Raw genomic sequence first — 13,546 nt, forward strand, 5'->3', positions numbered from 1 at the left:
CCTTGCGGAATGTGGGGCCCGGCCTTTGGGTACTGCCACTGCTTACTTGGTCGGCAGGAACGCCACTGCTCAGTTGGTCGGCAGGAACGCCTCGTCCAAGATCTCCTGCTGCTCCACCGCGTGCACCTTGCTCGATCCCGAAGAGGGAGCGGACATCGGACGACGCGAGATGCGCTTGATGCCGGTCAAGGTCTCCGGCAGAAGATCCGGCAGAGCCAGTCCGAGGAACGGCCACGCACCCTGGTTTGCGGGCTCTTCCTGAACCCAACGGAACTGATCCGCATTCGGGTAACGGTCCAGGGTCTCCTTGAGACGACGCTTCGGCACGGGGTAGAGCTGCTCCATGCGCACGATTGCGATGTCGTCACGCTCGTCCTTGTGCTTCTTCGCCAGAAGCTCCCAGTACAGCTTGCCGCTGACCAGCAGAACCCGCTTGACCGATTCGCGGGCGCTTTCGCCGCTCTCGAATGCAGGCTCCTCGAAGACGGAACGGAACTTGCCCGTCGTGAAGTCCTCGACGTTGCTGACTGCAGCCTTGTTACGCAGCATCGACTTGGGCGTGAAGACCACCAGCGGACGGCGGATGCCGTCGAGGTGATGGCGACGCAGCAGGTGGAAGTAGCTGGCCGGAGTCGACGGAACCGCAACGGTCATCGAGCCTTCTGCACACAGCTGAAGGAAACGCTCGATGCGACCGGAGGTGTGGTCCGGACCCTGACCCTCGTGACCGTGCGGCAGGAGCAGCACGACGTCGGAGAGCTGACCCCACTTGGCCTCACCCGAAGAGATGAACTCGTCGATGATGGTCTGCGCGCCGTTGACGAAGTCACCGAACTGCGCTTCCCACAGGACCAGAGCGTCGGGGTTACCCACCGAGTAGCCGTACTCGAAGCCCAGACCTGCGTACTCGGTGAGTGCGGAGTCGTAGACCATGAACTTGCCGCCGTTTTCGGCGTCGGCAGCGATCTTGGCGATCGGGCTGTACTCGTTGCCGGTCTTGCGGTCGATGAGGACCGAGTGACGCTGCGTGAACGTTCCACGCTTGGAGTCCTGACCCGCGAGGCGGATCAAGGCACCCTGCTCGGCCAACGAGCCGAACGCTAGCAATTCTGCGAACGCCCAGTCGACATGTCCCTCACGAGCCATCTCGCGGCGCTTCTCGGCAACCGGCTTGACGCGCGGGTGAACGGTGAAGCCGTCGGGGACGTTGACGAACGCATCACCGATGCGCTCGAGGACCTCGGGAGCGACAGCCGTGGTCAGGCGAGCCGGGGGAGTCTGGTCGAGTTCGACGGACTCGGACGGTTCGGGCTGGAACTTCTCGAGTTCACGGACCTCGTTGAAGACCCGTTCGAGCTGGCCCTGGTAGTCGCGAAGTGCGTCTTCGGCTTCCTTGAGCGAGATGTCACCGCGGCCGATGAGGGACTCGGTGTAGCTCTTACGAACGCTGCGCTTGGTGTCGATGACGTCGTACATGGCCGGCTGGGTCATCGACGGGTCGTCGCCCTCGTTGTGACCGCGACGGCGGTAGCAGATGAGGTCGATGACAACGTCCTTGCCGAACTTCTCACGGAAGTCGACGGCCAGCTGAGCAACCCAGACGCAAGCCTCGGGGTCGTCGCCGTTGACGTGGAAGACCGGTGCGGCGATCATCTTCGCGACGTCGGTGCAGTACTCGGACGAGCGTGAATGTTCCGGAGCGGTGGTGAAGCCGACCTGGTTGTTCACGACGATGTGCACGGTGCCACCGGTGCGGTAACCGCGAAGCAGCGAGAGGTTGAGCGTCTCGGCGACAACACCCTGACCGGCGAATGCAGCGTCACCGTGCAGCATGAGCGGCAGGACGGTGAAGCCTTCTTCGCCCTTGTCGAGGATGTCCTGCTTGGCGCGGACCAGGCCTTCGAGAACCGGGTCGACGGCCTCGAGGTGCGACGGGTTTGCGGTCAAGGAGACAGCGATGTCGTTGTCACCGAACATCTGGATGTACGTTCCGCTGGCGCCCAGGTGGTACTTCACGTCGCCGGAGCCGTGAGCGGCTGCCGGGTTCATGTTGCCCTCGAACTCCGTGAAGATCTTGGAGTACGGCTTGCCGACGATGTTGGCGAGCACGTTGAGACGGCCACGGTGCGGCATTCCGATGACGACCTCGTCGAGCTGGTGCTCGGCGGCCTGGTCGATCACGGCGTCCATCATCGGGATGACGGCTTCGGCGCCTTCGAGCGAGAAGCGCTTCTGGCCGACGTACTTGGTCTGCAGGAACGTCTCGAAGGCCTCGGCGGCGTTGAGCTTGCTCAGGATGTACTTCTGCTGAGCGACCGAAGGCTTGGCGTGATGGCCCTCGACGCGGTCCTGGATCCACTGACGCTGATCCGTCTCGAGGATGTGCGTGTACTCGACGCCGACGTGGCGGCAGTACGCGTCGCGCAGCACGCTCAACACGTCGCGCAGCTTCATCTTCTCTTGGCCGTGGAAGCCGCCGACCTTGAACTCGCGGTCCAGATCCCACAACGTCAGGCCGTGGCTGATGACGTCGAGGTCGGGGTGGCTGTGGAACTTGTCCTTGACGAACTGCAACGGGTCCGTGTCGGCCATGAGGTGGCCGCGGTCACGGTATGCAGCGATCAGTTCGAGAACACGGGTGTTCTTGTCGACAGCGCCTTCCGGCACGTCCTTGCGCCAACGCACCGGCTCGTACGGGTTGCCGAGCGCGTGGAAGATCTCGTCGTAGAACTCGTCGCTGATCAGCAGGTTGTGGATCGTGCGCAGGAAATCGCCCGACTCGGCACCCTGGATGATGCGGTGATCGTAGGTCGAGGTGAGGGTCATCAACTTGCCGACGCCCATCTCGGCCAGCTTCTCGTCGCTGGCGCCCTGGAACTCGGCGGGGTATTCCATCGCGCCGGCACCGATGATGGCGCCCTGGCCCTTCATCAGGCGAGGAACGGAGTGAACCGTGCCGATGCCGCCCGGGTTGGTCAGCGAAATGGTGACGCCGGTGAAGTCTTCGCCGGTGAGCTTGCCTTCACGGGCGCGTCGGACGATGTCCTCGTACGCCGCGTGGAACTGGACGAAGTTCATCGACTCGGTGTTCCGGATGGCGGCAACAACCAGTGAGCGGTTGCCGTCCTTGCCGGGAAGGTCGATCGCGAGTCCGAGATTGGTGTGCTCGGGGGTGACCGCGTTCGGCTTGCCGTCGATTTCGGCGAAGTGCCGGTTCATGTTGGGGAACGCGTTGACTGCCTGGACGATCGCGTAACCCAGGAGATGGGTGAACGAGATCTTGCCGCCGCGGGTACGTGCGAGGTGGTTGTTGATGACGATGCGGTTGTCGAACATCAGCTTCGCGGGGATGGCACGCACGCTGGTTGCTGTCGGAATCTCGAGCGAGAGCGACATGTTCTTGACGACTGCTGCTGCGGCGCCGCGGAGAACCTTGGTTTCCTCGGCTCCGCCGGCGGGAGCGGGTTTCGCGGGAGCGGCCGCAGGCTTGGCTGCTGCAGGCTTGGCGGGGGCGGCCTTCGCGGCGGGCGCTGCCGTCTTCGCGGGGGCCGGTGCGGCAGCCTTGGCAGGCGGCGCAGGAGGTGCGGTCTTGGGGGCGGGAGGCGTGGCCTTGGGAGCAGCAGGCGGAGCTACAACAGCGGCGGGTGCAGCCGCGTTGCCGTTCGAGGCAGTCCCGTTTCCACCTCCCGTGTTCGCCGAGTCCGGCGAGTAATCGGTCAAGAATTCGTGCCAACTGGGATCCACGGACGACGGATCGTCCTGGAAGCGTTGGTACATCTCGTCAACCAGCCACTGGTTCTGTCCGAATTGGGATGTAGAACTGCTGCTCACGGCAGGTGTTCGCCTCGTTTCTATTTCGGTACCCGATCAGAGCGCCTATATATATGAGATTAGCCCGAGCGTGTGACGAGCAATTGTGCGGCACACAATTTGTGAGCTGTCTCACGGAAGTCCGTGATCTTGCGATCGCGCACTACCTCTCGGCGGTACAAATCCGTGCCGACTGTCACGCGACGGGGTTGCCTTCGATGACAGTTCTCGACGTCAGATTATTCCCCTCACGCGCCTGCGATGCATCCCAGAGTCCCGAGTAGTGACCACCGGCATACCGCAGAACATCGTGCGGGCCGTATTCAACGATACGTCCCCGGTCAACTACGACAACGAGGTCCGCTCGGGCAGCAGTCGCGAGGCGGTGAGCTACGACGACGGAAGTCCGTTTCCGGGTGACCGACCGACTTGCTTCGAGCACCATTCGTTCGGTCGCGGGATCGAGCGTCGCGGTCGCCTCGTCGAGGAGCAGAAGGTCCGGGTCGACCAGTTCGGCACGGGCCAATGCGATCAGTTGGCGTTGGCCCGCCGAGAGCCCCTGGCCGCGCTCGCCGACGGGATGATTCATGCCTCCACGCATGTCGGCTATCGAATTCAGTGCGCCGACGGAACGCGCCGCTTCCTCGATCTCCGCGTGCGACGCCGACGGCCTCCCGTACGCGATGTTGTCGGCGACCGTGCCGGTGAACAGATGCGCCTCTTGCGGGACCACGCCGAGGCGACGTCGGTACTGCGAGAGGTGGAAGTTCCGGATGTCGGTTCCGTCCACGTCGACGGATCCGGACGTCGGGTCGTAGAAGCGGGCGAGCAACTTCACCACCGTCGACTTCCCGGCACCGGTTCTGCCGACGAGGGCAACCGTCGTGCCCGGCGGAATCTGCAGATCGAAATCGGAGAGGGCGTCGACGTCCGCACCCGAGTACCGGAACCCGACCCCGTTGAGATAAACGGCGCCGTCGAGCCGTCCGGAGATCGCGATCAGATCCTCGCTGTCGGCTGTTTCGATCGAACTCCGAGTACGCAGAAGGTCACCGATTCGTTGCAATCCGACGTTTGCCTGTTGGTAACCATCGAACACTTGTGAGAGTTGCTGAATCGGTCCGAACAGCAGGCCGAGGTAGAGCACGAACGCGATCAGTACGCCGGGTGACGTCGACCCGTTGGCGATCTGGTGCGCGCCGACGAACACCACTGCGGCCAACGCGAGGTCGGACAGGAACGAGATGAACGGGAAGTAGATCGAAATGGCTCGCTGCGACCGCATCCGCGATCGGCGGTAGCTTTCGGAGCGTTCTGCGAACCTACGCGCCGCACCTTCTTCGCGGCGGTAGGCCTGAGCCGCTCGCAGACCGGCGATGTTCTCCTGGAAGTCGGCATTGACGAGCGAGATCCGTTCGCGGGACTGGCTGTAGGCAACCGAGGAGATCTTGCGGAAGATCACGGTCGCAACCACGAGCGGTGGGATGACGGCCAGCGCCACCAGCCCGAGCGTCACGTCGGTCGCCAGGAGTGCGATCGAAATTCCGCCGACGGTCAGGACGCTCACGATCGCCGTCGACATGCCGGTTTGGATGAACGACGACAGCGCGTCGACGTCGGTGGTCATGCGCGTCATGATGCGCCCGGACAATTCACGTTCGTAGTAGTCCAGGCCCAGGCGCTGCAGGTGTGCATAGCTGCGCACGCGGAGCCCGAACAACACGCGTTCGCCGGCCCGGGCGGTGAGCACCGTCATGACCGCGACGACGACCCAGTCCGCGGCGACCAGGAGGGCGCCGAATGCCGTCGCTATCCAGAGCGTGCTGCTGTCCGCGGTCACGACTCCGTGGTCGATCGCGTATCTGACGAGGGAGGGAAATGCGATCGCCGCTGCGGAGTCCAGGGCAAGGCACACGACAACCGCCAGTAGAACCCAGCGGACCGGCGTCAAGATCTGTCGGAGTGAGAACTGTGGATTCGATTCGCGCAGGCTCTCAGGAGCGATTCCGGGGTCTTCGCGTGCGGGTGGGAGAGCGTCGACTGCTGCCCGCAGGGACGGCGTCACCGCGATTCCGCTGAGCGCTCCGGCCATCGGTCCGCCCGCACCCTGCGTCGTAGCGGCTGTGCTGTCGGCTTCGGATTCCGGTGCCTGCGGCCACAACTGCTCGGTTGTCGGCTTCCTGCGGTCACGTCCGAAAGCATCGGAGTCGACATCGTCGAGTTCGGCCGGTAGTTCCGGCGGCGAGGAGAACAGCGCACGAAAGAGCGGACATCGCGCTTCCAGTTCGTCCACGGTTCCGGAGTCGATGATCCGTCCGCCGTCGAGAACCGCGACCCGGTCTGCGAGCGTCAGGGTGGACCGCCGGTGAGCGAGGATGAGCGTGGTCTGGCGCCGTCTGGCCCGGAACGCGTCGAAGATCGCGGCTTCGGTAGCCGCATCGACTGCGGAGGTCGCGTCGTCGAGGACCAGGATCCGTGGGTCGACGAGCAGTGCCCTGGCAAGTGCGATGCGCTGACGCTGGCCGCCCGACAGCGTCAGACCTCGTTCACCGACAACGGTGTCGTATCCGTCCGGGAGTGCCTCGATGAACGAATCTGCCTGTGCCAGTGCTGCTGCGTCGCGGATGTCCTCGTCGGAGGCGTCCTCGCGGCCAAGTGCGATGTTGGCGGCAATGGTGTCCGAGAACAGGAAGGGCTCGTCGAAGACGAGGCTGACGGCGGCACGAAGCTGCTCACTGCGCAGTTCGCCGATGGGGAACGTCTCGCCGGCGGTATCGACGGTCACCGCACCCGAAGTCGGTGCGTAGAACCGGGGGAGAAGCAAGGACAACGCGGTCTTGCCCGACGCGGCCGGACCCACGACGGCGACGGTCTCGCCCGGTTCTATGCGGAGGTTCAGCCCGGTCAGGACGTCGCGTTCGGTGTCGAATCCGAATGCCACGTCGTCGAAGGTGACTCCGAGAGGACCGTCGGGCAGGTCCACCGGATGGTCTGGATCGGCGATGTCCGGCTGAGCGTTGATGACGTCGTAGACACGCTCTACAGCGGCGCGCGCCAGCTGCGCCATGACGATGACCGACGACAGAGTTCGGGTGACTCCGGTCATCGTCACGATGTAGGTGGCGAACGCGAGAAACGTTCCCACGGTGATCTTGTCGTGCAGTGCGAGATACCCGCCGAGAGCGATCACTCCCACCTGCCCGAGCTGGGGCAAGGCGGCCATGGTTGGCGCGAATTTCGCGTTCAACCACGCGGCGCGAAGGCGCTCGGAGTACAGCGTGCGGCTATGTTTCTCCAGCTGGTCGACGGCTCGTTGTTCCTGCCCGAATCCCTTGACGACGCGAACGCCGGTGACGGTTTCCTCGACGTGTTGGGCGAGGTCGGCGGCCCGCTGCTGCGCGGACCATGTTGCGGCGAAGAGCATCGGTCGCATCAGGAACACCACCAGCCCTACTGCTGGGATGACGGCGACAGCAACGAGAGTCAACAGCGGCGAGAGCCACGCCATGATGCCGATCGCCAGCACGAATTGCAGGAGCGCTCCTGCGGACATCGGCACCATCGCGAGCAAACCCTGGACGAGCTGCAGATCGGTGATGGACCGGGAGACGACCTGGCCTGTGCGGATCTGATCCTGCCCCCGTCCGTCGAGGCGTTGCAGCGAACCGAGCAGGGCGAGCCGCAAGTCGTGTTGAACGTCGAGCGAGAGTCGGCCGGCAAGCATCCGTCGGCCGTACTGGCACGCGAAGCGGACGATCGAGAGCAACGCGATCGCCATCGCGACGAACCCGATCACCTTGCCCGGGTTCTCCTGGCTTGCGGCGTCGAGCGCATAGCGGGTCAGGAGAGGAAACGAGATGTCGATCGCAGAGGCGATGACCGTAACGAGTAGCGCGCCGATCGCAACTCTTCGGTGCAACCAGCATGCGTGGGCCAAGCGGCGGATCCAGCCCGGAGCTCGATCCACCTCTCCAGCTACCGGACTGTCCGTGTTGATCGTGTTCATCGAGATCCACGGTAGACCCGGCCCCAGACAGCTTTTTCAGGTGATGTCGCGGGTCCTGGTCCGTAGCCAACCGAGCCCGCAGAACAGAACTACCCAAGCGGCCAGCATCATCGGGCCGCTCGGCCAGGACGCAAACGCGTCGACGTCGATCGACGGTGCCGCATTGACGATGGTGCCGATCGTGGCCGACACCGGAAGCGCGGCCCCGATCCCACCGAGATCCATCGCGAGCAGCACGGCGCGGACGATCCATTCACCGAAGACGAACCACAGGATGACCGAGAGGGCACCGGCCATCGACGAACCGGTGAGCAGGGCCACCCCGGCGCCGAGCAGTGCCCACAGCGCGCACGCCAGAATGCCTGCGGCGCAGATGGCGAAGAGATCGGTGGTGAAACTGAAGTCCCGGCCGAAGAGCAACATCGCGCCGATGCTGACTACTTCGACCGCCAATGCGTAGCCGACGGCGAATACCGCGACGACGGCAAGTTTTGCGCCGAGAACTCCGTCGCGGCCGCGAGCTGTGAGGAACGTCGTGGTGAGAGTCTTGTAGCCGAATTCGGATCCGGCGGTGAGTGCTCCGAAGACGGCCGCGAACACCAGGACAAGCGTGTTGGAGACACCGAGGCTGACGCCGGTGGACACGACATCGACGTCGAAAGTGGTGTCGGCCGAATCGGCCACGACTTCGACGAACGTCCGAGTCGAGGCAGCAATCAGCACGGCCACGACGACCGGTGCGATGGCCAGTGCCCACCAGTAGCGCAGGGTGAGAACTTTGAGTGTCTCCGCGCGCACGAGCGTGGTCATCTGTGTCCTCCGGAAGGTCCGTATGCGGCAGGGCCGTAATAGCCCGGTCCGGAACCGGGACCGGGTGGGCGGTGGTATCCGACCTGGGGAACCGCGTACTGCGGTGTTGTCATCGCGAGGAACAGTTGCTCGAGATCTGCGCCTTCGGTCGCGACACCGAAGATCGTGACACCGGCGGCGGATGCCACAGGTGGGAGCACCGACGTGTCGGTGCCGCCCACGGCGAGCCGTCCGTCCTGCGTGATCTGGGCGTCGATGATTCCGCGAGCGGCCAATGCCGTGGCGAGGAGCGCTGGGTTGGAACACGAGACGAGCAGTCGACTGCGCTGGGAGCGACGAAGTTCGTCCATGGTCCCTTGGTAGACGAGTGAGCCGGCGCTGACGATGACCACGCTGTCGACGGTCGCTTCCACTTCACGAAGCGCGTGGCTCGAGATCAGAACCGTTCGGCCGGAACCGGCGAAGGTCTGCAGGAACTGACGTAGCCACGCCATGCCTTCGGGGTCGAGTCCGTTCGCGGGTTCGTCGAGGACGAGGATCTCGGGATCACCGAGCATCGCGGTGGCAAGGATCAGGCGTTGGCGCATCCCGAGTGAGAAGGTGCCGGTCTTGTGGGCTCCGACCGAACTCAGACCGACCATGTCCAGAACCTGCGCTGCGCGCTGAGTCGGTATGCCGATAGCGGCCGCGTAGATCTCGAGGTGTCCGAGCGCCGTTCGTTTCGGATGGAGACTGCCGACGTCGAGTACTGCGCCGACGGTCCGGGCCGGGTTGGGCAGCAAACGCATCGGGGTGCCGTTGATCGTGGCCGATCCCGACGTCGGTGACACCAGTCCGAGGAGCATCCGCAACGTGGTCGTCTTGCCCGAACCGTTCGGGCCGAGAAACCCGGTGATCGAGCCCGCCTGAACGTCGAAGCTCAGGTCGTTGACCGCGCGCGCCGCCTTGAACGTCTTCGTCAACCCACGAATCTCGATGGGGGCAGAGAAGGATCCCATTGCGGTGTTCGTCAATGCTGCTCCCGGGTCGGCGGCGAATACGTGATGCGAGCCTACGGCCCGGACGGCTATCTGCGGATGGCCCGGCGTGTCTGCGTCTGGGGAAGCACTGCGGCATCGTCGGCAGGCATCACGATCAGGTGATCGGTCCACCTGGCCGGTGCCGGTCCGAAGGCTTCGCGCGCATTCTTGACGACGCCCTTGCCGATGGCTCGGTTACCCGCACCGCCGATGACCGCACCGATTCCGGCGGGAACGAGCTTGCCGAGGATCAGTGCGCTGCGCTTGGCGGCGTATTTGGTCACGAATTTCCGCACGAGGGTGCTGTTCATTCCCCTCATCGTGGGTCCGGGAATCTTGCTCGTGATTGCCGTTCCCCAGTTCTTGGCCGTGATCCCGGTGGCCTTCTGGACGATCTCCATGCCGGATTCGCCGAGTGCGACTGCCAGTACCAGGGCACGTCGTTGCTGATGATCCTGCACGGAGATTCCGTGGACAGACGCTATTGCCAATGTGAGCAGCGCCGACGCTTCGAGGAAGAAAGCCGATTCCGCACCGACTGCAGCGATGGACGCGACTGTTCCGACGCCCGGCACCGCGGCCGTGGCGCCGACGGCACTGCCGCTTCCGGTCACGGCGAGAATGAACATCTTCTCCATCCGCTCGACGATCTGAGCAGGTGACTCGTCGGGGTGCGCCTTACGGACGTGGTTGACGTATTTGGCCACTGCGGGCGCTTGCAGGCGGCTTCCGTTGTCGAGAACGGAAACGAGGACCTTCTCGATACGCCCGCTGTCGTTGTTCGTCGACTTGCTCATTGCTGCCCCTCCACAGTTGTCCTCCTCTGAAGCGAGGTGGACCGTATCTCGAGAATAGGTGAAGTTTTCGGTAGCGGCGGTGATCGCAGGGGCCATAGGCTCGTACGAGACTCGGTTTTCTTCGTGAGTTTTCCCAGGCAGGAGTTCGAGTGTTATGACCGCCACTTCGGAATCTCGTTCGACGACCATCTGGCCGACACTGCGCTACCTCGACGCCCGGGCTGCAATCCACTTTCTGGTGAGCACCTTCGGTTTCGTGGAGAAGGTCGTCTACGGCGAGGGAGACGTGGTGGACCACGCCCAACTCGACTGGCCGGGCGGTGGCGGCATCATGCTGGGTTCGCCGCGCACCGATTCGGCGATCGCCGGCCTGCCGCCTGGAATCGGTTCGGTGTACATCGTCGTGGACGACGCGGACGCAGCTGATGCACTCCACGAACGCGCTGTCGCGGCGGGCGCCACGATCACGCAGGGATTGCGTGACGAGGACTACGGTTCGCGGGGGTTCACCTGCCGTGATCCCGAAGGTGTGTACTGGAGTTTCGGCACGTACGCAGGGGAGTAGCCGCCGCGACCTATCTGGTGGCCCAGTGCTCTGCTGGAACCACTTCCGACGGGATGGGCGGGTGAGGCGGTGTGCCGTCCCCGAACGGTCGGCCACCCAACTGTTCGCGGCCGTGCGGTTCGAGCCAGTGCGTCAATTCCGGTCCCTTGGGCACGATTCCGGAGGGATTGATCTCGGAATGCACGATGTAGTAGTGCGCTTTGATCTGTGTGAAGTCGATGGTGTCACCGAATCCGGGAGTCTGGAACAGATCGCGTGCGTAGTCCCACAGCACCGGCATCTCGCTGAGTTTGCTTCTGTTGCACTTGAAGTGGCCGTGATAGACGGGATCGAATCGCACAAGCGTGGTGAACAGGCGCACATCGGCCTCGGTGATGGTGTCTCCCACCAGGAAGCGTTGCCGGGCAAGACGTTCGGTGAGCCAGTCGAGGCGGGCGAACAGCGTGTCGTATGCCTCGTCGTACGCCTGCTGTGAACCGGCGAAACCGCAGCGGTAGACGCCGTTGTTGACGTCGCGGAACACGTACTCGGCCACTTCGTCGATTTCGTTTCGCAGAGGCTCCGGGTACAGATCCGGTGCGCCTTCGCGGTGGTACTTCTTCCATTGCGTCGAGAAGTCGAGGGTGATCTGTGGGTAGTCGTTCGTGACCACCTTGCCCGTCGCGATCTCCACCATGGCGGGCACCGTGATTCCCCTGGGGTATTCGGGATCTCGGGCGAAGTACGCGTCCTGTAGTCGCGGGATCTTCAGTACGGGATCGACGCCGCCCGGGTCGAGATCGAAAGTCCAGCTTCGCTTGTCGTGAACCGGACCGCAGATGCCCATCGACAGTACGTCTTCGAGGCCGAGCAGACGGCGGACGATGATGGCGCGGTTTGCCCACGGGCAGGCACGTGCCACGATCAACCGGTATCGCCCCGGTTCGACGGGGTAACCGTCGCGACCGTCCTCGGTGATCCGGGTCGGGATGTAGTTGGTGTCGCGTTTGAATTCACGACCCTCTTCGACGAATGTCGGTTCGCTCGCGCCGTCTTCCGTACTCATCTGCGGTCCCTCTCGTTCGAGTGTCATTTCGAGTGTCAACTGGGCAGGTGCACGTGTACCCGAGCGTATGCCCCCAGAACGTCGAATTTGGCTTTACGTGGAAGCGTCGCGGCGATCGCGCTGCCGCGACTCGTGCGTAGCTGCGGGATCAACCCGGAATCGAGAGCGTCCTCCGCGGCGAGAAACGTTACTGCACAGCCGATTCCGTGACGGCGATGCGCAGGAGCAGTCAGGGTCGTGAGATCTGCCACGAATCCCTGAAATTCGGAGTATGCCGCGCATCCGAGCACCTCGGTGGAATCGGTGACGGCGGTGAACCACCGCGTCCGGTTCTCGAGGTCGGCCGTGGTGCTGTCGTCGGGTGGGCACAGCGCAGCGACGGCGAGGGCGTCGTCGACCTCGTGGGAAATCAGCAGTTGCTCGTCGGGTGGCGCGTCCGTGTAGTCGCCGAGGAAAGCGAGATCGACGGGACCGGTGATTCGCCCGCCGTGATCGCCGGCGATCTCGAGGAGACGTGTCGGTTGCAGTAGTGCGTCGACGGAGATGCCCTCTGTGCGCTCGATGAACCACTGTGGCCCGACGATCGCACCGGAGCCTGCCAGATCGAGAACGTGGATGTCGTCGCCGACGACGCGGGCCGTGTGCGCCGGACGCAGTGCCGAGTCGCCGAGTCCCAGCTCACGCGCCCAGGCAAGTCGGATGATGTCGAGGTGATGATCGTCCACTCGCTACAGGCTAGTCCGATTCGAACGGGTTGATCGAGACGGACAGAGGTCGTATATTCCATGTGGACTATTTCGGGTGGAATAGTCAAGAAATGGTCAATTGCGGCTCGTCAGTCAACTACGGCTTGTCAGGGAGGGGGACTCATGGGTGACGTGTCACTGACGCCTTTGGGAATCACCGTGCTGGGCCTGCTGTCCGAGCGTTCGATGCACCCGTACGAGATGTACCAACTCGCCTCGGTGCGGCGGGGCGATCAGCTGGTGAAAATCAAGCCGGGATCGCTCTATCACACGGTTTCCCGGTTGGAGAAGCAGGAACTTCTGGCTTCGATCGGGACCGATCGTGAGGGCAACCGCCCGGAGCGGACGACGTACGAGATCACTGCCCGCGGCCGTGATGCCCTCGAACATCAACTACGCGAGATGTTGGCGGTTCCGGTGCGGGAGTATCCGCGGTTGCCACTCGCGCTTGCCGAGATGCACAACCTCTCCGCATCGACTGCGTGTCAGATGCTTCGGATCCGTCTCGCGCACCTCGACAAGACGATTGCGAAATTCGAGGTGGACTACGAAGCGGTGAAGGCCGCGGAGAAACCACGAATCTTCACGGTGGGCGCGGACTACGCCCACGCACTGACCGTCGCCGAAAGAGAGTGGATCGGCGCGTTGGTGACAGACATCGAGAGCGGCGAAATGCCCTGGCTCTCACAAGAACTTCTCGACCGGCTGGCCGGCTCCGCAGGCTCGTCCGCACTACCTAAGGACTGAA

Annotated in this window: 9 protein-coding genes; 2 read left to right on the plus strand and 7 right to left on the minus strand. The window is 63.7% G+C overall.

From position 1 onward, the window contains the following. Positions 1-69: 69 nt before the first annotated feature. The 5 genes from QM596_RS09245 to QM596_RS09265 form a co-directional block, all read right to left on the minus strand. The gene (locus QM596_RS09245) at positions 70-3,831 is read right to left on the minus strand and encodes a multifunctional oxoglutarate decarboxylase/oxoglutarate dehydrogenase thiamine pyrophosphate-binding subunit/dihydrolipoyllysine-residue succinyltransferase subunit (RefSeq protein ID WP_019749330.1); all 3,762 of its coding nucleotides are present in this window, start codon (positions 3,829-3,831) and stop codon (positions 70-72) included. A gap of 175 nt (positions 3,832-4,006) precedes the next feature. Continuing rightward, complete coding sequence (locus tag QM596_RS09250) at positions 4,007-7,816, minus strand: ABC transporter ATP-binding protein (RefSeq protein WP_283308715.1); 3,810 nt, start codon at positions 7,814-7,816, stop codon at positions 4,007-4,009. Positions 7,817-7,852: 36 nt separating this feature from the next. Next, a complete protein-coding gene (locus QM596_RS09255; RefSeq protein ID WP_019749328.1) occupies positions 7,853-8,626 on the minus strand; it encodes an ABC transporter permease in 774 nt (257 codons plus the stop codon). After that, entirely contained in the window at positions 8,623-9,624 is a 1,002-nt protein-coding gene (locus QM596_RS09260; RefSeq protein ID WP_283308787.1) for an ABC transporter ATP-binding protein, read from the minus strand. Before QM596_RS09260 ends, QM596_RS09255 begins: the two co-directional genes overlap by 4 nt. A gap of 68 nt (positions 9,625-9,692) precedes the next feature. Next, on the minus strand, positions 9,693-10,442 hold the full coding sequence (locus tag QM596_RS09265) for a hypothetical protein (RefSeq protein ID WP_080910925.1): 750 nt from the start codon (positions 10,440-10,442) through the stop codon (positions 9,693-9,695). A 154-nt stretch (positions 10,443-10,596) separates the two neighbouring features. Here QM596_RS09265 and QM596_RS09270 point away from each other — a divergent pair, with 154 nt between their 5' ends. Continuing rightward, entirely contained in the window at positions 10,597-11,007 is a 411-nt protein-coding gene (locus tag QM596_RS09270) for a VOC family protein (RefSeq protein ID WP_019749325.1), read from the plus strand. A gap of 10 nt (positions 11,008-11,017) precedes the next feature. On the opposite strand, the gene QM596_RS09275 is transcribed toward QM596_RS09270, so the two are convergent. Then, positions 11,018-12,052, minus strand: a complete 1,035-nt coding sequence (locus QM596_RS09275; protein ID WP_020970189.1) for a glutathione S-transferase family protein — start codon at positions 12,050-12,052, stop codon at positions 11,018-11,020. A 35-nt stretch (positions 12,053-12,087) separates the two neighbouring features. After that, positions 12,088-12,777 carry a GNAT family N-acetyltransferase gene (locus tag QM596_RS09280; RefSeq protein WP_283308717.1) on the minus strand — a complete coding sequence of 230 codons (690 nt, stop codon included), beginning with the start codon at positions 12,775-12,777 and terminating at the stop codon, positions 12,088-12,090. A gap of 144 nt (positions 12,778-12,921) precedes the next feature. Here QM596_RS09280 and QM596_RS09285 point away from each other — a divergent pair, with 144 nt between their 5' ends. After that, positions 12,922-13,545 (plus strand): PadR family transcriptional regulator, encoded by a 624-nt coding sequence (locus QM596_RS09285; RefSeq protein ID WP_019749322.1) that lies wholly within the window; start codon positions 12,922-12,924, stop codon positions 13,543-13,545. Position 13,546: the final 1 nt, after the last annotated feature.

The organism is Rhodococcus sp. IEGM 1406 (assembly GCF_030056745.1).
In the GTDB taxonomy this organism is placed as follows: domain Bacteria; phylum Actinomycetota; class Actinomycetes; order Mycobacteriales; family Mycobacteriaceae; genus Rhodococcus_F; species Rhodococcus_F erythropolis.

Bases quoted from the DNA above. Each gene is read 5' to 3' on its own strand.
- QM596_RS09250 (WP_283308715.1), bottom strand. From the start codon at position 7,816: ATGAACACGATCAACACGGACAGTCCGGTAGCTGGAGAGGTGGATCGA.
- QM596_RS09255 (WP_019749328.1), bottom strand. From the start codon at position 8,626: ATGACCACGCTCGTGCGCGCGGAGACACTCAAAGTTCTCACCCTGCGC.
- QM596_RS09260 (WP_283308787.1), bottom strand. From the start codon at position 9,624: ATGGGATCCTTCTCTGCCCCCATCGAGATTCGTGGGTTGACGAAGACG.
- QM596_RS09265 (WP_080910925.1), bottom strand. From the start codon at position 10,442: ATGAGCAAGTCGACGAACAACGACAGCGGGCGTATCGAGAAGGTCCTC.
- QM596_RS09270 (WP_019749325.1), top strand. From the start codon at position 10,597: ATGACCGCCACTTCGGAATCTCGTTCGACGACCATCTGGCCGACACTG.
- QM596_RS09275 (WP_020970189.1), bottom strand. From the start codon at position 12,052: ATGAGTACGGAAGACGGCGCGAGCGAACCGACATTCGTCGAAGAGGGT.
- QM596_RS09285 (WP_019749322.1), top strand. From the start codon at position 12,922: ATGGGTGACGTGTCACTGACGCCTTTGGGAATCACCGTGCTGGGCCTG.